Source organism: Rhodococcus yananensis (genome assembly GCF_020515525.1).
In the GTDB taxonomy this organism is placed as follows: Bacteria; Actinomycetota; Actinomycetes; order Mycobacteriales; family Mycobacteriaceae; genus Rhodococcus; species Rhodococcus yananensis.
In genome coordinates, this window is record NZ_JAIYEP010000007.1 from 15,914 (window position 1) to 40,411 (window position 24,498).

Below are 24,498 nucleotides of genomic sequence, written 5' to 3' on the forward strand. Positions count from 1 at the left end.
CGGCGACCGTGGCCCCGCGGCGCGGGACTACGAAGAAGGTAACGGGTGGCTACGCGGCGACCTCGCCGAGCGGGGAGTGTTCGCGCTCGTCGAGAGTGCGCAGGCTCTTCAGCACGACGGCGAGCACCGCGGTGACCACCAGGCCCGCGAGTCCGTACACGGCGAGTGCCGCCGACATGGGCACGACCGCCGCGACCGCGGCGGCGACGAGTGCGCCCACCGAAGCGCCGGCGGTGACCTGCGCCGACCACACCGCGGCGATCCTGCCCCGGTATTCGTCGGGAGTGTGCATCTGCACGGTCGCGAACCGGACGATGTCGGAGAGCGAGTCACCGAAGCCGTGTGCCGCCAGACCGATCAGGGCGACGACGAGCATCCCGGTCGCGCCCGCACCGACGAGACCCGCCGCCGACACGGTCATGAGTACGAGGACGACCCGGCCCGACCACCGGATCGACCCCGTCCATCCGCTGGTCATGGATCCGAGCACCGCACCGACCGCCGGCGCGGTGTACAGCAACCCGATCACCGACGGCCCGGCACCGAGCACCTCGTCGGCGAAGGCGGGGATCAGGACAGCCCACCCGGACAACAGCATCGCGACGAATCCCGCGACGAGCACACCGCCGACGATCCGGTTGCGGATCGCGAACCCGAACCCGCTCACCACCGATTCGAACGGCGACTCGTCGACGGCTCCCGTCGGTGGCAGCGGTGGCAGCCGCGTGATGCAGAAGGTGGTGACCGCGGTCGCCCCGGCCGCCAGCAGGTAGGCGGACTCCACTCCTCCGACGGCGATGACGACGCCACCGAGGGCCGGACCGACCATCGCACCGAGGTCCGCGGTCAGAGCCATGAGCGCACCGGCCGCGGCGAGTTTGTCGCGTGGAACCAGGCTGGGCGTGACGGCCATCAATGCCGTCGCGGAGATCCCGCCGGCGATACCGTCGACCACCGCCACCGCGTAGATCACCCACAGTTGCGGTTCGGGCAGGAACGCGTTGCCGGCGAGCACCGCGAAGGCGATGCCCGCGGTACCGCGGGCCAGTGCGATCACCGTGCGGCGATCGAACCGGTCCGCGAGCACTCCGCCGACGAAGGTCGCGGCGAAAGTGGTGATACCGAGCACGGTCGAGACTGCCGCGACGTGAGCGGTGGACCCGGTGACCCCGTACACCTGCACCGGAACCGCGACGATGAGGAAGCCGAGGCCGAGCAGCGACACCACACGGGCGACGAACAGGTACCGGAATTCGCGACCGGTGCGCAGCGGTTCGACGTCGATGATCAGCTTGTCGAGGAGTGCCACGGGGATCCGTTCACTGCCGGGCGAGCAGCGTGCACCACTGCTCGAGGTCGGGTTCGGAGGCCAGCGACACGAAGTCGACGTCCGCCCCGCTGTCGCGCCACAGTTCCACGAGGGCCATCAACCGCAGCGAGTCGAGGCCCTGGTCGACGAGGCTGACCGTCGGGTCGAGTTCGTCCCGATCCACCTCGAGGATCCGGGCGATATCGGACAGGATGGTTTCACGTTCGAGCATGTTCATCTCCTCTACTACAGGCGTGTTCGAGCGTCGGTGGTGTGCGGCGGCATCGCTGCCGGATGCGACACGGCGTGCTCCCACCGCCGCGCGAGTTCACGCAGGGTCTCGTCGTCGACGATGCCGGCGGCCGCCGCGAAGTCGCATTCGAGTACGGGTCCGTCGGGGGTGTCCACGGTGATCGCATCCACCTGCAGGACGTGGTCGAGCGGTGTGGACGGATCGACGGAACCACCGAGCGCCGCGACCTCCGGTGCCGCCGACCAGGGTGCGCCGGAGTCGTCGCCGAGGGTCAACCTACCGAGATAGTTGAAGATCACTGCGGGACGGCGGTATCCGGCGAACCGTTGCTCGCCGTCGGGGTGGATGCGGCGCAACAGACCGAACCCGATCCCGTTGTCGGGCAGGATCGCCGTCGCCTCGGTCACCGCGTGCAGCGCGGTCACCGCGCCCTCCCCCTCCGGATCCACCCCCGACAGATCCACCGCGATGGGATAGAGCGACGTGAACCAGCCGACGGTCCGCGACAGGTCGGCGCCGGGGACGATCTGCTCCTCGCGTCCGTGCCCTTCGAGGTCGATGCGCACGACGTCGCCGCCGCGCACCGCCACGACGGCCGTCGACAGCGCCGCGAGCAGCGTGTTCTCGACGGCACCGGTGGCGAGCAGTCGCTCGGTGACCGCGACCGGTAGGCGAACCTGCACCGTGCGGGTGTCGAAGACGGTGTCCCGCATCGGGTCCAGTGGGCGCGCGCCGAGCAGCGGTTCGTCGGTGGCGAGCACCCGGTGCCACGCCGACCACGACGCGGTGATCCTCTCGGACACCGCCGCCTCGCGCAGTCCCGCGGCCCATATCCGGAACGGTGTCCCGGCGGGTGTGAGTACGACGGTCTCGCCTCGTGCGGCCTGCTCGACCGCGTCCGCGAGGTCCGGGACGAGGATCCGCCAGGACACGCCGTCCACCGCGAGGTGGTCGATCGCCACGAACACGCGACCGGGACGGTCCGGACCGAAGTCGAACCAGATCACCTGGATCATGATTCCGGCGGCCGGATCGAGGGCGCGGTATGCGTTCTCACGCTCGGCAGCGAACAGTTCGGGCCAGTCGGCGCCGGTCCGCTCGCGGGCGTCGACGCGCCGTACGAGCGAGGCTGCGGCGGGTACCTCGGTCGGCACGGTCCACCGGGGGTGTCCACCGGAGTCCACGACGAGCACCGACCTCAGCATGTGGTGGGTGTCGAGCAGCGCCGCGACGGCGGTACGCAGCACGGCGAGGGTGAGTCCGACGGGAGCGACCAGCAATCGTGCCTGCGCGAACCGCCGAGGTCCACCGCCTGCGTCGAGGACGTCCCACACGATCGGGGTGAGGGGCACATCGCCGGTGGCACGGCCCTCGACGACCGCGGGGGTCGCGGCCGGGTCGGCGGCGTCGACCGCGGCGGCGAGTTCTGCGACGGTGCGCAATTCGATCACCTGCCGGGTGGTGATCCACACGCCTGCGGCCCGGGCCTTCGACACCAGCTGGATCGAGACGATGGAGTCACCGCCGAGAGCGAAGAAGTCGTCGTCGACACCCACCCGGTCCAGGCCGAGCGTCTCGGCGACGACGGCCGCGAGCGCCGTCTCCGTCGGTGTGCTCGGTTCCACCGCACCGACGAGCGCCGCGAAATCCGGTGCCGGCAAGGATTTCCTGTCCACCTTGCCGTTCGCGGTGAGGGGGAACTCGGCGAGGACGGTCACCGCCGCCGGCACCATGTGTTCCGGGAGGCGTTCCGCGGTGGCGGCGCGCACCCGCGCCGGATCCACGTCGCCGTCGGGTGTCACGTAACCGACGAGACGGGTCACTCCCCGGTCGTCGGTGTGCGCCACCACGACCGCGTCGCGCACACCGACGACCGATGCCACGGCCGCCTCCACCTCGCCGAGTTCGACGCGGTAGCCGCGGATCTTGACCTGATCGTCTCCGCGGCCGAGGAATTCGAGTACGAACTCACCGTCGGCGCCCGGCACCCACCGGACGAGGTCGCCGGTGCGGTACATCCGTGCGCCCGCGTCGGTGAACGGATCCGGAACGAACCGCACACAGCTCAGGTCGGGACGCCCCCGATAGCCGCGAGCGACGCCGGCTCCGCTGATGTACAGCTCGCCGACCACCCCGGCCGGTACCGGTCGCAGCAGCGGATCGAGCACCCGGGCCGCGGCACCGTGCACCGCGCGACCGAGACACGGCGTGTCGGCGTCCGTCACGGCGCCCACGAGAGAATCGACTGTGCATTCGGTGGGTCCGTACAGATTGAACGCGCGTCCGTCGGTGTACTCACGCAGACGTCGCCACGATGCGGGGTTCACGGCCTCGCCTCCGAAACCGACTCCGGCCGGGCGGTGTTCGCCGTCGTAGAGTCCGGCGGCGAGCATCCGATCCAGGAACGACGGGGTGACCTCGAGGAAGTCGAGTCGGTGTTCGAGGGTGTACGCGACCATCCGCTCGGGATCGCGCATCGTGTCCTCGTCGAAGACGTGCACCGTGTGTCCGTCGAACAGCCACAGCGTCGGTTGCCAGGATGCGTCGAACCCGAACGACCAGGCGTGCCCGACACCGATGGAGTCGCGGCCCGCGGCGGCGGTGATCGGCCGGTACAGGTCGGCGCGGTGACTGTCGAACAGGTTGAGCAGGTTCGCGTGGGTGACGGCCACGCCCTTCGGCAGCCCGGTGGATCCGGATGTGTAGATCACGTACACCGCGTTGTCCGGTCGCAGCGGCGCCGATCGGTCGGCGTCGGTGACCGGCGCGGCGGGCAGTGCCGCGAGACGCGCGAGGGTCGCGGCGTCGTCGAGTACGACACGTTCGACGTCGCCCGCAATCGTCGAGAGTCCGTCGAGGACCGACGAGACGGTCACGAGCACACCCGGACGCGAGTCGGAGGCCATGTGCGCCAACCGATCCGACGGATAGGACGGGTCCATCGGCACGTATGTCCCGCCGGCACGGATCACCGCGATCATCGCCACGAGCATCTGCTCCGAGCGGGGCAGGCTCAACCCGACCACCGTGTCCGGGCCCACGCCCGAGGCGATGAGCAGCCGCGCGAGCCTCGCCGAGCGCGCTCCGAGTTCGGCGAAGGTCAGCGTGACGTCACCGGAGACGATCGCCGGTGTGTCGGGTCGACGCGCGATCTGCGTGTCGAGGAGGTCTGCGACGGTGGTGGCGCCCGTGGACGGCGCCGGCGCCGTCCACGCCCGCTCACCGAGCAGCCGGGCGCGTTCCGCCCCGGTGAGCACGTCGAGCTGCGCGACCGTTCCGGTCCGGTCGGCGACGAGCCGTCCGAGGATGTGCACGAGGCGTTCGCCCAACAGGCGGGCGGTGTGGTCGTCGAACACGCTGCGCCGGTATTCGAGTCCGAGGTGGAGACGGTCCTGCAGACCGGCGACCAGCACCAACGGGTAGTTGGTGGCGTCGGTGCCGTCGACCGCCGACACGCGCACGCCCCCGTCCCGCTGGGCCCGTTCGAGCGCGTCCCGGTCGACGGGGTAGTTCTCGAACACCAGGAGTGTGTCGAACAGTTCCCCGATCCCCACGGCCCGCTGCACGTCGGACAGCCCGATGTGCTGGTGATCCATCACCCGGTTCTGCTCGGCCTGGAGTCGCGAGAGCAGCCCGGCGACGGTGTCCCGGGCGGCGGTGCGCACCCGCACCGGCACGGTGTTGATGAACAGGCCGACCATCGAGTCGATTCCGGGGACGTCGGGGGCGCGCCCGGACACGACGGCTCCGAACACGACGTCGGTGCGACCCGTCACCGCTCCGAGCAGGATGCCCCAGGCGGTCTGCACCACGGTGTTGACCGTGACGCCGCGGCTCCGCGCTGCGGCGCGGATCCGCTCGGTGAGGCCGTCGGGCACCGGCACGACGATCTCCCCGGGCAGTTCGGCACGCGACGCGGATCCGGCGGGGGCCACGCGGGTCGCCTCGTCGACACCGGCGAGGGCGGTACGCCACACCTCGACACCGGCGGCGGTGTCCTGACCGGCGAGCCAGTCGAGGTAGTCGGTGAACGGTGCGACGGCCGGGAGCGCGGCCGCGTCGCCGCCGGCAGCGTAGATCTGCAGCAACTCCTGCATCAGCAGCGGTGTCGACCAACCGTCTGCCACGAGGTGGTGCATCGTGACGACGAGCCGGAACCGGCTCGGGGCGAGCTTCACCAGTGCGTACCGCACCAGTGGTGCCGACGCCGGATCGAACCGCCGGTCGCGTTCGGCCGCGGCGATCACCGTGGCGTCGCCCGACGCGTCGGTCGTCCCGGTCGAATCCGTCTCGCTCCATTCGGGATCGGCGCGACGCAGGACCACACCGACCGGCTCCCCGGTACTCGCGGTCCGGTACTCCGTGCGCAGCACCGCATGCCGGTCGACCAGCGCCCGCGCCGAGCGCCGCATCCGCGCGACGTCGAGGTCGCCGTCGAGGTCCAGGACGGTCTGCATCGTGTAGACGTCGACGGTGTCGTCGAGCCCCGACAGGTAGTACATGCCGCGCTGCAGCGGTGTGAGCGGCACGACGTCCTCGACCGGCCCGCCCGCGACGTCCTCGAATCCGATCAGGTCGCGGAGCGGCAGCGTGCGGTTCGTGAGTTCGGCGGGGACGAGGCCGCTCGCGGCCGGTTCGATGTGCGCGGCCATCTCGGTGAGGACCCGCACCCAACGCTGCGCGATCTCCGCGAGGGTGGTCTCGTCGATGATGCCGGCGGCGGCGTCGAACGCGCCGTCCAGTTCGGGTCCGCGCTCGGTGTCCTCGACGATCGCGTTGACGTCGAGGACGTGGTCGAGTGGTGACGACGGATCGACGGTGCCGCCGAGGACACCCGCCTCCGGTGCCGCCGACCACGCATCGGAGGTGTTCTCCCCCAGTGTCATACGTCCCAGGTAGTTGAACATCACCTCCGGCGCGGTGTAGTCGGCGAGTCGCGCCCCGGTCTCGGGGTTCATCCACCGCATGAGCCCGAAACCCACTCCGTTGTCGCGCACCGACCGCGTTGCCTGTTTGACCGCGCGCAGGGCATGACCGGCAGCGGTGCCGCCGTCGAGGGCTGCGTCGACGTCGACACCGGACAGGTCCACGGCCACCGGGTACAGCGAGGTGAACCATCCGACGGTGCGGGTCAGATCGGCACCCGGTACGAGGTGTTCCTCCCGCCCGTGACCTTCGAGATCGACGCGTACGGTCCGTCCGCCGCGCACCGAGGCGACGGCGAGGACCAGCGCCGTGAGCAGGACGTCGGTGACGCCGGCGCCGAAGGCTGCGGGCAGCCGCGTCACCAGGACGTCGGTGACCTCCGCCGGGACACGGACCCGCACCGACCTCGACGTGGAGACCGTGTCGAGCGCCGGATCGAGGACGCGGGTCCCGAGGCCGGGTTCACGGGCCGTGCGGGCGGTGTCCCATTCCGGCCACGACGACGTGATCGCCGCGGCGGTGGCAGCGTCCGCGAGCCCGGTCGCCCAGGCCCGGAAGGATGTCTCCTCCGCCGGTATCCGCGGCTTGGTTCCGGCGTGCACCTGCGCGACCGCGTCGGCGAGTTCCGGAACGAGGATGCGCCAGGACACCCCGTCCACGGCCAGGTGGTCGATCATCACGAGCACGCGGCCGGGGGTGTCGTCGCCGGCGTCGAACAGGACCGTCTGCATCATGACCCCGGCGGCCGGATCGATCCGGGCGACCGCCGCGTCCCGTTCGGCGGCGAAGAGTCGGGCCCAGTCGGCACCGTGCACGCCGGTCGCGTCGACCCGCACCGCCGGCGTCGGAACCGGGTGTTCGGGCACCGACCAGTGGATCCGCTCACCGTCGACCGTGAAACGGGAGGCCAGTATCGGATGTGCTCGCACGACCGCCGCGACGGCCCCGTCCAGGACGTCGACGGTGAGTCCGGCCGGCGCGACGAGCAGACGTGCCTGGGTGAAGCCGTCGAGGTCGACTCCGTCGGCGAGGGTCTGCGCAACGATCGGCGTCACGGGAACGTCACCGTGCGCGGCCACGACGATCCGTTCGCTGTCGACGCCCGGTTCGGGTGCTGCGTCGACGAACGCCGCCAGCCGTTCCACGGTGCGCTGCTCGAACACCTGCCGTGCGGTGACGCGGACACCGGATCCGCGCAGCTTCGTCACGAGCTGGATCGAGACGATGGAATCGCCACCCAGCGCGAAGAAGTCGTCCTCGACGCCGACGCGGTCGAGCCCGAGGGTGGCCGCGAACGCAGCGGCGATCGTCGACTCGGTCGGGGTGCGCGGGTCGCCCGTACCGACGAGGGAGGTGAAGTCCGGTTCGGGCAACGCCTTACGGTCGATCTTGCCGTTCGGTGTCAGCGGCAGCACCGGCAGCGCCAGGACCAGCGAGGGAACCATGTAGTCGGGCAGGCGATCGGCGAGTGCGGCGCGGAGCTCGGCGACGTGCGTGCCGGCATCGTCTCCGTCGTGTCCGCCGGCGGCGACGTACCCGACGAGTCGGGTCACCGCGCGGGCATCGGTGTGTGCCACGACCGCGGCGTCACGGCCGTCGACCAGCTCGGTGAGCGCGGCCGTGACCTCGCCGAGTTCGACGCGGTGCCCACGGATCTTGATCTGGTCGTCGTCGCGACCGACGTATTCGAGTTCGCCGGTACCGAGACGGCGCACCACGTCGCCGGTGCGGTACATGCGCGTGCCGTCCCCGGCGTAGGGGTCGGGTACGAATCGGCCGGAGGTCAGTGCGGGCCGCCGCAGGTAGCCGCGGGTCACACCCCCACCGGCGACGTACAGTTCACCGGCGACGCCGGGTGGAACGGGTCTGAGCCACCCGTCGAGGACGTACACCGACGATCCCGGTGTCGGTCCACCGATCTTCACCGAATCCCCTGTGATGCGGGCGAATGCAGCGTCGACGGTGTTCTCGGTGGGTCCGTAGAAGTTGTATGCCTCCGCGGCGGAATCGGCGAGCCGTCGCCACAGCGCCGGGGTCACCGCCTCACCACCGACGACGAGCTTCGACGGGGTCGTGTCACCGTCGAGCAGGCCCGCGTCGAGCAGTCGGGCCATGAGCACCGGCACCGTGTCGATCTGGTCGATTCTGTGCCGTCGGACGTACTCGACGATCCCGGCCGGGTCGGTGCGCTGCTCGTCGTCGAGGATGTGGACGGCATGCCCGTCGAACATCCATGCCAGCGACGCGAGCGACGAATCGAACGCGAACGGATAGGTCAACAGCACCCGCCACGGCCGGCCGGGCTGCCCGCCCATCACCGTCGCGCGTTGCGCCGCGTGCAGATCCAGCAGGTTGTCGTGGGTCACCGCCACACCCTTGGGCTGTCCCGTCGAACCGGAGGTGTAGATGACGTAGGCGGTGTTGTCCGGTCGCAGCGGGGTCCGGCGATCACGATCGGTGACCGGTGCGCCCGACAGCGCGGCGAGTTCATCGCTCACCGGCGGGTCGTCGAGCACGATCGCGGGCACCGATACCGCGTGACCGAACGTGACCGCACGGGTCGTCACGACGACCGCGGGGCGGGCGTCGGACATCATGTGCGCGAGCCGATCCGCCGGGTACGTCGGATCCATCGGCACGTAGGCGCCGCCGGCGGCGAGCACAGCGGTGATCGCCACGATCATGTGTTCGGAACGCGGCAGCATCAGCGCCACCGGGGTGTCGGGCCCGACACCGGACGCGATGAGCATCCGGGCCAGGCGGGCCGATCGGTCACCGAGTTCGGCGAAGGTCAGGGTCGCGTCCCCGGCCACCACGGCGACGGCATCCGGTGTCCGGTCGACCTGCGCGTCGAGCAGCGCGGCGACGGTGTCGGCTCCGGTCCGCGGTGCCGGGCGCGCTTCCGCCCAGGAACCGAGCAGCAGGTCGCGGTCTGCTGCGGACAGGGTCGGCACCGCGGCGACCGTGCCACCGTCGTCCGCGAGCGCGGCGAGGATCCGGACGAGGCGTTCCCCCAGCACCTCGACCTGCGGGGCGTCGAACACGCAGCGCTGGTGGTCGAGGGCGAGCACCAGCCGATCGGTGAGCGCCGCGGTCAGCGCGAGCGGAAAGTTGGTCGCATCCGCGCCCGCGATGGCGGCGACGCGGATGCCGCCTTCCTCCTGGGCACGTTCGAGCGCGTCCCGGTCCACCGGATAGTTCTCGAACACCACGAGGGTGTCGAAGAGTTCACCGACGCCGACGGTGCGCTGGATGTCGGACAATCCGACGTGATGCCGATCCATGAGCCGGTTCTGTTCCGCCTGAACCCGTTGCAGCAGAGCCGGGACCCTCTCGTGCGGATCGGCCTGCACCCGCACGGGAACGGTGTTGATGAACAGGCCGATCATCGTCTCGGAGCCCGCGACCTCCGGGGCCCGGCCCGAGACGACCGCCCCGAACACGACGTCGCTGCGGCCGAGCATCGAGCCGACGAGCAGTCCCCAGGCGGTCTGCACGATCGTGTTGACGGTGACTCCGAGTTCCCGGCTCCGTGCGCGGAGCCGCTCGGTGAGGCCGTCGGGGACGGGCACCGGGGTCTCATCCGGTAGTTCGGCCCGCAGAGAGGTCCCGGCGGGTGCCACCAGCGTCGGTTCGGTGACCCCGTCGAGCGCAGCGGCCCAGACCCGGAGTCCGTCCTCCGCGTCCTGCCGGCCCAGCCACGTGAGGTAGTCGGTGAACGACACCACCGGTGCCAGGCCGGAGGTGTCGCCGCCGGCCGCGTAGATCTGCAGGAGTTCCTGCACCAGCAGCGGCGTCGACCAGCCGTCGAGCAGCAGGTGGTGCGCGGTGAACACCAGTCGCGTGTGCGTCGGGGAGAGGAGCGCCGCGGTGAACCGAACGAGCGGTGCGGTGTCGGCGGAGAACCGGCGGAGACGGTCCTCGGCGACGAGTGCGTCGGCGCGGCCGATCGGGTCGGGTCCCGCCGACAGGTCGGCGATCTCGAAGGGGCACGGCACCGATCGAGCCACGACACCGATCGGAGTGCCCACCGGCGACAGCCGGAATCCGGTGCGCAGCACCGAGTGCCGTTCGACGAGCAGCGCGATGCTCCGCCGCAGCACGTCGAGGTCGAGGGTGCCGTCGAGATCGAGCACCGACTGCATGGTGTAGACGTCCACGCCGTCGGTGTCGAGTCCGGACAGGAAGTACATGCCCCGCTGCAGCGGTGTCAGGGGTACCACGTCGGCGAGTCCGCCCGGCACCGCGGCGTGCAACGAGAGCAGGTCGTCGACGCCGAGTCCGCTCGCGGTGATCTCCGAGGGAATCGGCGGGGCCGCAGCCACGACGTCCGCTGCGGCGGCAACGAGAACTTCCCGCCAACGATCCACGACGGACCGTACCGTCTCCTCGTCGAGCACTCCGGTCGCGAAACGGAACTCGGCGCTCAGGATCGCACCGTCCGCACCGTCGTCGGTGACCGCGTCGACGTACAGGACGTGGTCGAGCGGGGCGGAGCCGTCCACCGATCCGCCCAGTGATCCGGCTTCGGGTGCACCCGACCACGGTTCGGACGACGATTCGCCCAGGGTCATGCGTCCGAGGTAGTTGAACATCACCTCGGGTGGACGGTAGCCCGCGAACCGGTCGGCGACGTGCGGCGCGAGGTGCCGCAGCACCCCGAATCCGATTCCGTTGTCGGGCACCGCGGCGAGCGCTTCCCGCACGTGTGCCAGGGCACGGTCGAGGGCACGGTCGGTCGCTTCGCCGCCCGGGCCACCGAGGTCGAGCACCACCGGATACAGCGAGGTGAACCAGCCCACCGTCCGCGACAGGTCGACCCCCGGAACGATCTGTTCCTCACGCCCGTGCCCCTCGAGGTGCACGCGCAGGGACGAGCCCCCGCGCACCGAGGTCACCGCGACGGCGAGGGCGGTGAGCAACACGTCCGGGACACCGGCGCGCAGAGCGGCGGGAACGGTGGTGAGGAGTCGGCGGGTCACGTCGGCGGGCAGACGCACCTGCACCGACGCCGACGTCGCGACGGTGTCACGCACCGGATCCAGCGGGCGGCTGCCGAGCACCGGCTCGTCGACGCCGGTGCCGGCGTCGATCGCGCGTTGCCACGCCGGCCACGACGCCGCGATCCGCTCCGAGTCGGAGGCGGCGGCCAGCGCCGTCGCCCAGTCGCGGAACGACGTGCCGGCGGGGTCCACCGCGGCGGACTCACCGCGGCGGGCCTTTGCGACGGCCGCGGCCAGGTCCGGCACGATGATTCGCCAGGACACGCCGTCGACGACCAGATGGTGGACGACGACGAGAATCCGCCCGGCGACGGAAGGACCCCGGTCGAAGAACACCACCTGCACCAGCACTCCCGCGGCGGGGTCGAGGGCATCGAGCGCACGGTCCCGGGCCTCGTCGAACAACGTGCGCCACCGGCCTTCGTCGGCGCCGGCGACGTCGACGCGCCGTACCAGTGCGGCCGCGTCCGGCACATGCTCGGGCACCGTCCAGGACGCGGTGTCGCCGGCGACGAAACGCGACCGCAGCATGTGGTGGGCGGTCAGGAGCGCACCGACGCCGGCGACGAGGTGGGCCGTGTCGAGTCCGACGGGTGCGACGAGCAGACGCGACTGGGTGAATCGTCGCAGCGCGGTGGTGGAGTGGGTGAGGGTCTCACGCACGATCGGTGTGATCGGTACGTCTCCGGTCGGCGCGAGGGCGGTGCGCGTCGACGCCCCGGTGACCGGCGCGTCGCACGCGGCGGCGAGTGCCGCAGCGGTCCGCAACTCGAACACCTGGCGTGCGCTCACCGACAGCCCTTCGGCACGCAGACGCCCGACGAGCTGGATGGAGACGATCGAATCACCACCGAGAGCGAAGAAGTCGTCGTCCACACCGACACGGTCGAGGCCGAGCACCTCGGCGATCGCGGCGCACAGGGCTCGCTCGGTGTCGGTGCGCGGCGCACCGGAACCGGCGAGGGCGGCGAAGTCGGGCGCCGGGAGCGCTGCCCGGTCCACCTTGCCGTTCGGGGTCGACGGCAGCACGTCGAGTTCGACGACGAGCGCGGGCACCATGTAGTCGGGCAGCGATCGGGTGAGCGCGGTTCGGACTGCGGCACGGTCGATTCCGACTCCGGTGATGTAGCCGACGAGCCGCACGATGCCGGTGTCGTCCGTGTGGGCGACGACGACGGATGCGCGGACGCCCGGCTGCGCGTCGAGTGCCGCTTCGATCTCGCCGAGTTCGACCCGGAAGCCCCGGATCTTCACCTGGTGGTCGTCGCGTCCGACGTACTCGAGCTTGCCGTCCGACCGGTACCGGACGAGATCACCGGTCCGGTACATCCGCCCTCCCACCGGGCCGTAGGGGTCGGCGACGAACCGCTCGGCGGTCAGCGCGTACCTGCCGAGATACCCTCGGGTGACACCGGTTCCGGCGATGTGGAGTTCACCCGCGACGCCCTCGGGGGTGGGTCGCAGCCACCGGTCGAGCACGTACAGGCGGGTTCCGGGTGTGGGTCCGCCGATCGTGACGGTCGTGCCCGTGACGGGCGCGTAGGCGGCGTCGACGGTGCACTCCGTCGGCCCGTAGCAGTTGAACCCCTCGACACCGGTGGCGGACGCGAGACGCGCCCACAATGCGGTGGCGACGGCCTCACCGCCGACCGTGATCTTGGCGGGGCGGTGCGCGTGCTCGTCGAGCAGACCCGCGTCGAGCAGACCGCTCATGAGCACGGGAACGGCGTCGACGTGGTCGATGCGGTGCTCGCGCACGTATCCGACGACGAACTCGACGTCGGTACGGTGGTCGTCGCCGAGCACGTGCAGAACGTGTCCTTCGAACAGCCAGGTCAGCGCGGCGACCGCGGAATCGAACGCGAACGGGTACGTCAGCAGCACCTGCCACTGTCCGTCACGCGGTCCGCGGTGGCCGTCGAGCATCATCGAGTCACGCTGTGCAGCATGTAGATCAGCGAGATTGCCGTGCGTGACGACGACGCCCTTCGGGGTTCCGGTGGAGCCGGAGGTGTAGATGACGTAGGCGGCGTGCCCGGGCAGCAACGGGGTGCGCCGATCGGCGTCGGTGACCGGTTCGTCGGTGAGCGCCGCGAGATCGGACTGCACGGCCGGGTCGTCGAGCACGAGCACGTCGACACCGCCGAGGACCTCACCGAGCGACTCCGCCACGGACGCGGTGGTCACCACGACCCGCGGGGCCGCGTCGGTGATCATGTGCCGCAGCCGATCCGCGGGGTATGTCGGGTCGAGCGGCAGGTAGGCGCCTCCGGCGCAGAGCACCGCGCCGATCGCCTCGATCATCGCCGCGGTGCGCGGCAGTGCGAGGCCGACCCGGTCGTCGGGTCCGACGCCGTGCGCGAGCAGGTGACGGGCCAGCCGTGTGGATGCCGACCCCAGCTCGGCGAAGGTCCGTCGGTCGTCCCCGCACACGACGGCCGTCCTGTCGGGGTGCGCGCGGAACCGGGCAGCGAGAATGTCGGCGACCGTGCCGGCCGCGGCCGGGGCGGGTGCCGCCGCGGACCGGCGTCCGAGGATGCGGTTCCGCTCCGCGGCGGACAGTACCGGGAGCGCCGCGACCCGCGTGTGCGGTGCATCGGCCAGCGCCTCGAGGATCGTGACGAGCCGCGCGGCGAGCGCTTCGGCGTCGGCGACGGTGAACACACCGGGGCGGTAGTCGAGTCGGACGACGAGGGTGTCCGCGACCCCGGCGGTGAGCACGAGCGGATAGTTCGTGGCGTCGCGGCCCGCGACCTCGGCGATGCGGATACCGCCGTCGCGTTGCGCGCGGTCGAGGGCGTCGCGATCGACCGGGTAGCTCTCGAAGACGGTGAGGGTGTCGAACAGTTCTCCGGTGCCGGCGTCGCGTTGCAGGTCGGCCAGGCCCAGATACTGGTGGTCGACGGTGCGCGACTGTTCGAGCTGGACGGCGCGCAGCAGCTCGGTGACGGTCGCTGCCGGGTCGAGTGCGACACGGACGGGCACCGTGTTGACGAACAGGCCGACCATCGATTCGACACCGGCCAGTTCGGGGGGACGCCCGGAGACCACGGCCCCGAACACGATGTCGTCGCGTCCGGTCAGTCCGCACAGGAGCAGGGCCCAGGCCGTCTGCAGAACGGTGTTGAGGGTGACGCCGGCGTCCCGGGTCGACGCGGTGAGCCGGTCGAGCAGGTCGTCGGGTACCGCGACGTCGAGGACGTCGCACCGTCCTCCGGTTCGTGTGGCACCGGGCGGCGCGACGAGGGTCGGCTCGGTCAGCCCCGACAGGCTCTCGCGCCACAGCGTCCGTGCCGCGTCACCGTCCTGCCGGTCCAGCCAGGCCAGGTAGTCACGGTACGGGCGCACCGGCGGCAGTGTGCCCGCGGTTCCGCCGGCCGCGTAGATCTCCAACAGTTCACGAACCAGGATCGGCGTGGACCAGCCGTCGACGACGATGTGGTGGGCGGTGAGCACGAGACGCACGTCGTCGGCACCGACACGAACGAGGATCCACCGCACCAGCGGGGGCCGGGCGAGATCGAACCTCTCGCGCAGGTCGGCGTCCAGCAGCTCCTGCACCGCGGTCTCCGCATCGACACCGGACATGTCGTCGAGATCGACACTGCGCCAGGGAACTTCGACTCCCTTGACGACGAGACCGGCGACCCGCCCGTCCTTGCGGGGGCGGAAGCACGTGCGCAACGCGGCGTGCCGGTCGAGCAGCGCCTGCGCGGACGTCCGCATCCGGCTCTCGTCCACACCACCGGTGAGGCGCAGCACCGACTGCACGGTGTACACGTCGGGGTCGGCGGCGGTGGCGTCACCACCCGCGGCGGGGTCCGGGACCGCGATCGTGCTCAGATAGAGCAGACCGTGCTGCAGCGGCGAGAGCGGAACGATGTCTTCGAGCGCGGTGGAGCGGGACATGGCTTCTTTCGTGGGAGAGGTTCGGAGCGAACACGTCGGGCACGGCCCCGAGTCGGGAATCTCGGAGCCGTGCCCGTCGTGGAGTCACCGCCGGTGAACTCGGATCACGTGCGTGATCGGATCACTGCGCCGGCTGGTTCGCCGGCAGCTGTTCGAGTCCGGCGTCGATCGAGTCGAGCGCGAGCAGCGCCGTCTCGTAGGTGGCCGCGTTGGCGTGCTGGATACCGAGCACGTTCCCGGCCTGGACGGCGGGCAGGTTCTGCCACAGCGGGGAGTCGAACACCGCCTGCATCTCGGCGGGAATGGAGCCGTCGGCCTCGACACCGTAGATGATCACGTCGGCGTCGGCGAGGTTCTCGGGCATACGCTCGAGCGACAGGTACTCACCGTGGACGTCCTCCGGATCGGCCGGCTCACCCGGGAAATCGAAGCCGAGGTCGTCGAACAGGTTCGTGGTGTACGACGACGCGTACTCGCGGAAGAACTCACCGGGTTCGATGCCGCACACGCTGCACAGACCCGCGAAGCTCAGGCCGCCGAAGGTGTCGGCGTACTTCTCGGAGATCTCGGCGGCGCGCGCCTCGTACTGCGCCTTGAACTCGCCGTAGTTGTCCGAGACACCTGCGGCGTCGGCGTACTGCTCGCCGAGTTCACGCCACTGGCCGGGGTCGGTGGGGCCGAGGAACACGACCGGGGCGAGTGCCTCCAGCTTGGCCATGTCGAGTTCCTCCTGCGCCCGGGCAGGAACACCCATGATGATCAGGTCGGGGTCGGCGGCGGTGACGGCCTCGTAGTCGAGTTCGGCGACCGCCGCGTCCGGCGCGACCTTCGGCAGCGCCTCGTAGGCGGCGAGGGTCTCGTCGTCCATGTTGTCGATCTCGCGGGTCCACTCGCACACCGCAGCGAGGTTCGCATCGGCCTGGATGAGCGGGAAGGCCGCGTACCCGCACGCGACGATGCGCTGCGGATCGACCGGGATCTCGATCGTCCCGTTCTGGGCTTCGAAGCTGCGCAGCGCCACCTCGGTGCCGGCGCCCTCGTCGGTGTCGCTGCTGCACCCCGCCAATCCGGCGGTCAGCACGGCCGCCGCACCCAGTACCAGAGCGCTGCGCGCCCCGCGGCGTTCCAGGAACCCCATTGTGTTTCTCCTAGTGTGGTCTCGTTCGCCGGGCGCTGTCCACCCGACGCGTTCGGTTAGGCTAACCGATCATCCAATCGCGTCGAGCGCCCGATTCACCCGAATTCGAGCGAGAACTCGTCGATCTCCGACTGGTCCAGATCCGTCAGCGTCAGGTCCGAGGGGGTGAATCCGCCCGCCCCGTCGACCTCGGCGTGACCCGCCAGCGCACCGAGGGCACCGACCCAGTACTCGGCCAGCGTCGCGACGAGTTGTTCCGACACGAGCCCCGGGCTGTATCCGAACGTGCCGCGCAGCACCGGGCCCTCGGAAGTGTCCTCGGTGAGGACACCGATCTCGACGGCATGCGAGACCGGCATGGCGGGTTCGGTGGCGCCGGACATCGCCGCCGCCTCCGGGGCACCCGACCACGGGCCGCCGTCGCTCTCCCCCAGCGTGAAGCGGCCCAGGTAGTTGAAGCCGATCTCCGGCGCCGCCGCCACCGCGAGGTCCCGTCCGCGATCGGGGTCCAGATGCCGCAGCATCCCGAATCCGATTCCGTTGTCGGGGATCTCACGGAGCTGTTCCTTGATCCGCTTGAGCGCCTCACCGGCGACGTCGGAACCCGCGAAAGCACCCTCGACGTCGAGACCCGTGACGTCGAGACGAACGGGATACATCGTCGTGAACCAGCCCACCGTGCGTGAGAGGTCCGCGCCGTCGACCACCTGTTCCTCGCGTCCGTGCCCTTCCAGATCCACGACGAGGGCGCCGCTGCCGCGCGCCCTCGAGGTCGCCAGGGCGAGAGCGGTGAGCAGCACGTCGTCGATCCGCGCGTGGAACCGCTCGGGAACGGTGGTGAGCAGCGCGTCGGTGACCGCCGACGGAACCTCCACGTGGACGACGGCGGTACCCGACATCGTGTCCCGACTCGGATCGATCGCGCGGGCCGCCACCGAGACCCGGCCGTGCGGTGCGGTCATCCGCTGCCAGAGCGCCGCCTCGGCCCGCCGGGTGGGCACCGCGTCGAGCAGACCCTTCGCCCACGCCCGCAGCGGCGTCCCCGATCGCACCAGTGCCCGGCCGGCCACCGCGTCGACGAGATCGGGCACCAGGATCCGCCAGGACACACCGTCGACGACGAGGTGGTGCACGGCGATCAGGATGCGGCCCTCCCGGCCCGGACCGGCATCGAAGAACACCACCTGCACGAGCACACCCGCACTCGGCGCGAGCCGGCCGTACGCGTCCTGCGTCGCGGCTCCGATCACCGCCGACAGGTCGCCGACCCCCGCCACATCGACGACCGTGATCACATCGGCCGCCCGGACGGCACCCACCGGCGACACCTCGAGCGCACGGGCGTGCCCGTCGAACACCGAGCGCAACGCGTCGTGCACGTCCAGCAGCGCCTGCACGGCATCGGTGAGCGTCGCGACGGTCAGGCCCGCGGGAGTGCGGAGCAGGCGGGACTGCGCGTACCTGTCGTACGGGCCGCCCCGGTCGAGCATGTCGTGCACGATCGGTGTGGCGGGCACCGTGCCCGACGCCGCGGCCGCATCCACCGCACCGGCCACCGCACCGACCTCGGCGACCCGACGCAGGCCCGCAGCGGTCCGGTGTTCGAACACGTGCCGGGCAGTGAACCGCAGCCCTGCCGCACGCGCCTTCGACACCAGCTGGATCGAGACGATCGAATCCCCACCGAGCGCGAAGAAGTCGTCGTCGGGCCCGACCGTGTGGAGACCGAGCACCGCGGCGATCACCGCGCACAACCGACGCTCGGTGTCGTCGACCGGTGGGCGTGCGGCCGCCGTGGGCGCGAACACCGGCGCGGGCAGCGCATTGCGATCGATCTTGCCGTTCGCGGTGACGGGGAACGCGTCGAGCACCACGATCGCCGCGGGCACCATGTGCTCGGGCAGTCGGGCGGCGACGCACCCGCGCAGTTCGTCGGTGTCGACGACCGCGTCCGGCTCGGCGACGACATAACCCACGAGTCGAGTGCGACCGGGTTCGTCCTCGCGGGCGATCACGACGACACCCGCGACCGTCGGGTGCGCGGCCAGCACCGCTTCGATCTCACCCGGTTCGACACGGAAGCCGCGGATCTTGACCTGATCGTCACTACGTCCGAGATACTCGAGCACGGGATCCGCTCCCGCCCAGCGCACCACGTCGCCGGTGCGGTACAGCCGCGCGCCCGGTCGACCGAACGGGTCCGCGACGAACCGGCCCGAACTCATACCCGGCCGGCCCAGATACCCCCGCGTGACGTGCGGGCCACCGATGTACAGTTCACCGGCCACACCCGGCGGCACCGGACGGAGCCGACGATCGAGCACCAGGGCACGCCCACCCTCGATGGGTACACCGATGTGCGGACCGGTGTCCGCGGTCAGGACCGACCCGGCGGAGTCGACGGTGCACTCCGTGGGCCCGTACATGTTGACCGCGTGCAGATCCGGGGCGGTGGCCAAGGTCGACCACAACTCCGCCGGAACCGCCTCGCCGCCGAGCGCAATGATCGCCGGGCGATGGGCCGCACCGGGATCGAGCAGTCCGTGCGCGACCAACTGCGTCATCAACACCGGCCCGCAGTCCAACCCGTCGATCCGCCGGTCGCGTACGTACGCGACGATCGCCTCCGCGTCGGCGAGCAGGTCCTCGGCGAGAACGTGGACGGCATGACCACCGAGCATCGCCAGCAGCGGATCCATCGACGAGTCGAACGTGAACGTGTAGCTGAGCAGCACCGAGCGTCGGGTGACGGTGGGATCGCCGAACGTCCGCGTGCGTACGGTCTCCCACAGGTTCACCACACCGCGATGCGGGACCACCACGCCTTTCGGGGTACCGGTCGAACCCGACGTGTAGACGACGTACGCGGCGTTGTCGGTGCGGGCGGGCGAACGCACGTCCGTGTCGGCGAGCGGACCACCCGGATACCGCTGCGCGTCGGCGATCGCGGCGGGGTCCAGCACGACCGTCGCGGCGGCGTCGCGCAGCATGAACTCGATCCGGTCGTCCGGATGGTTCGGATCGATCGCGAGGTATGCGCCACCGGCCTTCCACACACCCAGGATCGCGGCCACCACCACACCGTCACGTGGGAGCATCAGGGCCACCACGGATTCGGCCCCCACTCCCCGATCGACGAGGTAGCGCGCGATGCGGTTGGACCACACGTCGAGTTCGGTGAAGGTCGTCGTCGCGGTCGGCGACACCATCGCGAGATCGTGCGGCGTCGACGCCACCGACCGCGCGAACAAGCCGTGGAGCGTGTCCGGGAGATCCGCCAGCGGCGCCACGGCCGCACCCGGCCGGCCCGCACACAGCCATGCACGCTCGTCGTCGCCGAGCAGATCCAGGCGGGCCACCCGGCGCTCCGGATCGCCGGCGAGCGCGGCGAACGCCCGGACGACGCGCCCCGCGAACGCCGCGGCCGTCGACTCGTCGTACAACTCCCGCGCGTATTCGACACGCACACGCAGACTTCCGCCGGGTGCTTCGATCACGTCGAAGCTCAGGTCGAACATCGCGGTGTCGTTGGACACGAACGACACCGACGGAGCGAGATCGGCGAACGCGGTGAGCGCCGGCGGGCTCTGGTACTGGACCATCACCTGGAACAGCGGATGCCGGGCGGCGCTGCGTTCGGGGTTGAGCGCGTCGACCACCCGGTCGAACGACACGTCCTGATTCGCGTACGCGGCGAGGTCGGAATCCCTGATGCGCCCGAGCAGTTCACGCACGGTCGGGTCGCCGGTCAGGTCGGTGCGCAGGACCACCATGTTGACGAAGAAGCCGACGAGGTCGTCGAGTTCGGGTGCGGGCCGGCCCGCGGTCGGGGAGCCGAGCGGGATGTCGTCACCGGCACCGCTGTGCGACAGGGCCAGGGCGACCGCGGCATGGACCATCATGAACATCGTCGTGCCGGTGTCCCGACCGGTCGCGCGGACCGCATCGGCCAGGCGCGCCGGAACGGTGTGCTCGACGCTGCCGCCCGCATACGAGGCGACCGTGGGACGCGGCCGGTCGGTGACGAGGTCGAGTTCCGTCGGCAACCCGGCCAGCCGATCACGCCAGAACGCCACCTGCCGTGCCGCCAGACTGTTCTCGTCGTCCAGTTCGCCGAGCAGTGTGCGCTGCCAGATCGCGAAGTCCGCGTACTGCACGGGCAACGGCTCGGGTGTGTACGGTGCGTCTCCGGTGCGCGCGGCGTAGAAGCCACCGAGATCGCGCATGAGCAGCGGAGTCGACAACTCGTCGCTCGCCACGTGGTGGGCGAGCAGCAGCAGCACGCTCTCGTCGGGGCCGAGCGTCAGCAACCGGACCCGCAGGGGAACCTCGTGTTCGAGGTCGAATCCGTGCCGGGCCTGCGCCACCAACTCGGCGTCGAGGGTGTCCTCGGTGACCGGTACCACCGCGAACGGTGTCTCGGGACCACCGGGAGCCCCGGGTACGTCGAGGACCCGCTGCATCCCGGTGCCGTCGCGGTCGAGGAGGACGGTGCGCAGGCTCTCGTGCCGGGTCAGCACGTCACCGACGGCCCTGCGCAGCGCGTCGTGGTCGAGGGCGCCGTGCAATCGTACGGTGACCGGGACGTTGTAGGTCGGGCTCGGCCCCTCCATCGCGAACAGGAACCACAGCCGTTGCTGGGCGTGCGACAGCGGCGCGAGGTCGCCGCGGCGCTGCGGGACGAGCAGCGGCCGATCGACGGTGCCCTCCGCGTCGGCGCACGCGGCAGCCAGATCCGCCACCACCGGATGGTCGAACACGGTGCGGATGGTCGGTTCCACTCCGAGTTCGTTCCGGATCCGGGCGAGCAGTTTCGCGGCGGACAGCGAATGTCCACCGAGCGCGAAGAAGTCGTCGTCGGCGCCGACGGAGTCGAGTCCGAGGATGTCGGCGTAGATGCCGCACAGCGCCCGTTCGAGTTCGGTCTCCGGGGCCCGCGACGATACGAGCGCCGCAAAATCGGGGGCGGGAAGTGCCCTGCGGTCGAGCTTGCCGTTGGCGGTCAGCGGCAACTCGTCGAGGGCGACGATCGCCGACGGCACCATGTAGCCGGGCAACCATTCACCGAGCAGGGTCCGCGCGACCGCCGGTTCCGGAACGTCGTCGCCGACGAGATACGCGACGAGCCGCGCGATTCCGGATGCGTCGGTGCGCGCCACGGTCACCGCGCGGGCGACCCCGGGCAGACGCAGCAACGCCGTGTCGACCTCACCGAGTTCGATGCGGAATCCGCGCACCTTGACCTGGCCGTCACCGCGTCCGCGGTACACGATGCGTCCGTCCCCGGTCCACAGCCCGCGGTCGCCGGTACGGTACAGGCGGGCGTGGGCGGTCTCTCCCCCGGCGAACGGATTCGCGACGAAGCGCGACGCGGTGGCGGCCGGTGCACCCAGATACCCCCGGACCACACCGGGACCGGACAGGTACAGCTCTCCCTCCACCCCCGGAGGAACCGGCGCGAGACCGCTGTCGAGGATGTGTGCGCGCAGGTTCGCGACGGGCCGCCCCACGACGGGTGTGTCGGAGTCGCGGACGTCCGCGACGAGCGAATCGACGGTGCATTCGGTGGGTCCGTAGAAGTTGAACGCGGCACCGTGGCGGGTGCGCAACTCCTGCCAGAGACGCTCGGTCACCGCGTCACCGCCGAACCCGACTGTCGGGACGGATGCCGCGGGCAGCAGTTCGTCGTCGAGGATCTGTTCGAGCTGGGCGGGCGACAACTCCACGAAGTCCCAGTTCTCGCGCGCGGCCTGCGCCGCGAGCAGTGTTGCATCGCGCTGGGCGACCTCGTCGACGATGTGCACGGTGTGACCGGCGAGCATCCACAACTGCGGCTGCCAGGATGCATCGAACGCGAACGACCACGCGTGGCCGACGTGCAGGTGGTCTCGGCCGGATTCGTGCGCGGCCCGCGAGTACACCTGCGCGCGGTGACTGTGGAACAGGTGGACCAGGCCGCGATGCGGCACGAGCACCCCCTTGGGGCGGCCCGTCGATCCGGACGTGTGGATGACGTACGCGGTCGAGTCCGGAGTCGTCACGAGCCCGCGCTCACCGTCGGTGACCGGGTCGTCGGGCAGATCGACCGTGTCCGGATCGTCGAGCCGGATCCGTTCGGGTGCATGGGGTATCGACGCGATCCGCGCGTCCGTCGCGACGGTGGTGAGCACGCACCCGGGTGCCGAGTCGGCGAGGACGTGGGCCAACCGCTCGACGGGCTGATCGACGTCGAGGGGCACGTAGGCGGCACCGGATTCGAGGACGGCGAAGATCGCGACGAGCGCGTCGACGGTGCGGGGCACGGCGATCGCGATCCGATGCTCGGGTCGAGCGGGGCCGCGGTGCGCGATCAGTCGCCGGGCGAGGACGTTCACCCGCGACGCGAACTGCGCGAACGTCAGCGTCGTGTCGGCATCGGCCACTGCGGCACGGTCGGGGTTCTCGGTCACCTGCCGGTGCAGCAGATCGGTCAGCGTCAGGTCCGGGTCGACGGCGATCTCGACCGGGCCGGCCCATTCGCGCAGGATCCGGTCGTACTCGTCGTCACCGAGCATCCGCACGCGGGCGAGCGGCGTGTCGTGTCCGATGTCGGCGACCGTCGCGAAGAGATGCTCGAGGCGTGCGGCATGGACGTGCAGGTCGTCGCGGGCGTAGACGTCGGCGTCTCCGTCGACGAACACCTCCAGACCCGCGCTCTCGTCCAGGGGACGGACGGTGATCATGAAGTCCTGCAGGGGGCCTCGTGCAACCGAGTGCACCGATCCGCGGATCTGCCCGAACCGCAGCACGTCCCCGAACGGTTTCACGTTGACGGACGGGCCGATGACACCCCGCGATCCCGCGGGGAGGCGGAGGTCGCGTTGGATGTCCTCGCCGCGGTAGCGATAGTGGTCGCGGCACGCGGCGATCGATTCCCGCACCTGACCGACGAGCGTGGACATCGTGTCGGCCGCGGTGGGGTGCAGGCGCATGGGAACGACGTTGACGGCGGACATCGGCACGTTCAGCGCTGCGCTGCCGAGCCGGTTCATCACCGGGAACCCGATCGTGAGGTCCTCGCGTCCCGTGGCGGTACGCAGGTATGCGGCGACGAGTGCGGTCACCGCGTCGCCCCAGGCTCCCCGCACCGTCCGGCCGAGCGCAGCGAGAGCCCGCTGTTGTTCTGCGTCGAGGGTGAAACGCACCGCGCACGAACGACGTGCGATGCCGCCGGGGCCCGGTCGCAGAGTCGCCGCCTCCTCGATGTCGGCGAGGTACGCGGCCCAGAACTCGCGGTCGGCCGCGAACGCCTCGCTGTCGCGGTAGTCCGCTTCCTCCGCGACCACCGGCTCGACCTGCGTGAAGCGCGCCGCGGGCACCTCACCGTCGGTCACCGACGCGGTGTAGTGCTCGGCGATGCGCCGGTTGAACAACCCGAAGCCGTATGCGTCGAGCACGAGGTGGTGACCGCACAGGTACAGCACGACCCGGTCGTCGGCCACCTGCAGGACGGCCGCGCGCACGCAGAGATCGGCGGCGGGGTCGATGACCTGTGCCAGATCACGGGTCATCCAGTCCTGCGCGGCCTGCCACGGATCGGTCTCGGCGCGCAGGTCCACGATCGGGGGGTCGGCGAGGGCGCGGCGACCCGGGTACTGGACGACCGTTCCGTCGGCCAGCGTCTCGAATGCGGCGACGAGCACCTCGGACTCGTCGGCGGCCAGTCGGATCGCGCGGGCCGCGGCGGCGAGATCGACGTCGCCACGCAGTTCGATGCACTCGGACGTGTTGAAGATCGGGTTGTCGGGTGCCAACTGCTGCGCGAACCATACGCCCGACTGGGCCCGTGTGAGCTGCAGGGCCGGATCCCCCGCACATGCGGACACGCTAGTTTCCTCCTCGATCGCGCATCGATTTGCCATGGGCCCGACAGGATCACACGACCGTTTCCGGGCACCACGCGACTCCGAGCCATACCGGA

5 protein-coding genes are annotated in these 24,498 nt (G+C 70.8%); all 5 read right to left on the reverse strand.

The genetic code is table 11. From position 1 onward, the window contains the following. Positions 1-49: 49 nt before the first annotated feature. The 5 genes from entS to LDQ05_RS02860 all read right to left on the reverse strand — a co-directional run bounded on the left by entS (position 50) and on the right by LDQ05_RS02860 (position 24,439). Positions 50-1,309: an enterobactin transporter EntS gene (entS, locus tag LDQ05_RS02840; protein ID WP_226435389.1), complete on the reverse strand. Its 1,260-nt coding sequence runs from the start codon at positions 1,307-1,309 to the stop codon at positions 50-52. A 10-nt stretch (positions 1,310-1,319) separates the two neighbouring features. Further along, the gene (locus tag LDQ05_RS02845; RefSeq protein WP_226435390.1) at positions 1,320-1,541 is read right to left on the reverse strand and encodes a phosphopantetheine-binding protein; all 222 of its coding nucleotides are present in this window, start codon (positions 1,539-1,541) and stop codon (positions 1,320-1,322) included. A gap of 14 nt (positions 1,542-1,555) precedes the next feature. After that, complete coding sequence (locus tag LDQ05_RS02850) at positions 1,556-15,400, reverse strand: non-ribosomal peptide synthetase (protein ID WP_226435391.1); 13,845 nt, start codon at positions 15,398-15,400, stop codon at positions 1,556-1,558. 121 nt (positions 15,401-15,521) lie between these two features. Further along, the gene (locus LDQ05_RS02855; protein WP_226435392.1) at positions 15,522-16,538 is read right to left on the reverse strand and encodes an ABC transporter substrate-binding protein; all 1,017 of its coding nucleotides are present in this window, start codon (positions 16,536-16,538) and stop codon (positions 15,522-15,524) included. 95 nt (positions 16,539-16,633) lie between these two features. Next, positions 16,634-24,439: a non-ribosomal peptide synthetase gene (locus LDQ05_RS02860; protein ID WP_435278349.1), complete on the reverse strand. Its 7,806-nt coding sequence runs from the start codon at positions 24,437-24,439 to the stop codon at positions 16,634-16,636. Positions 24,440-24,498: the final 59 nt, after the last annotated feature.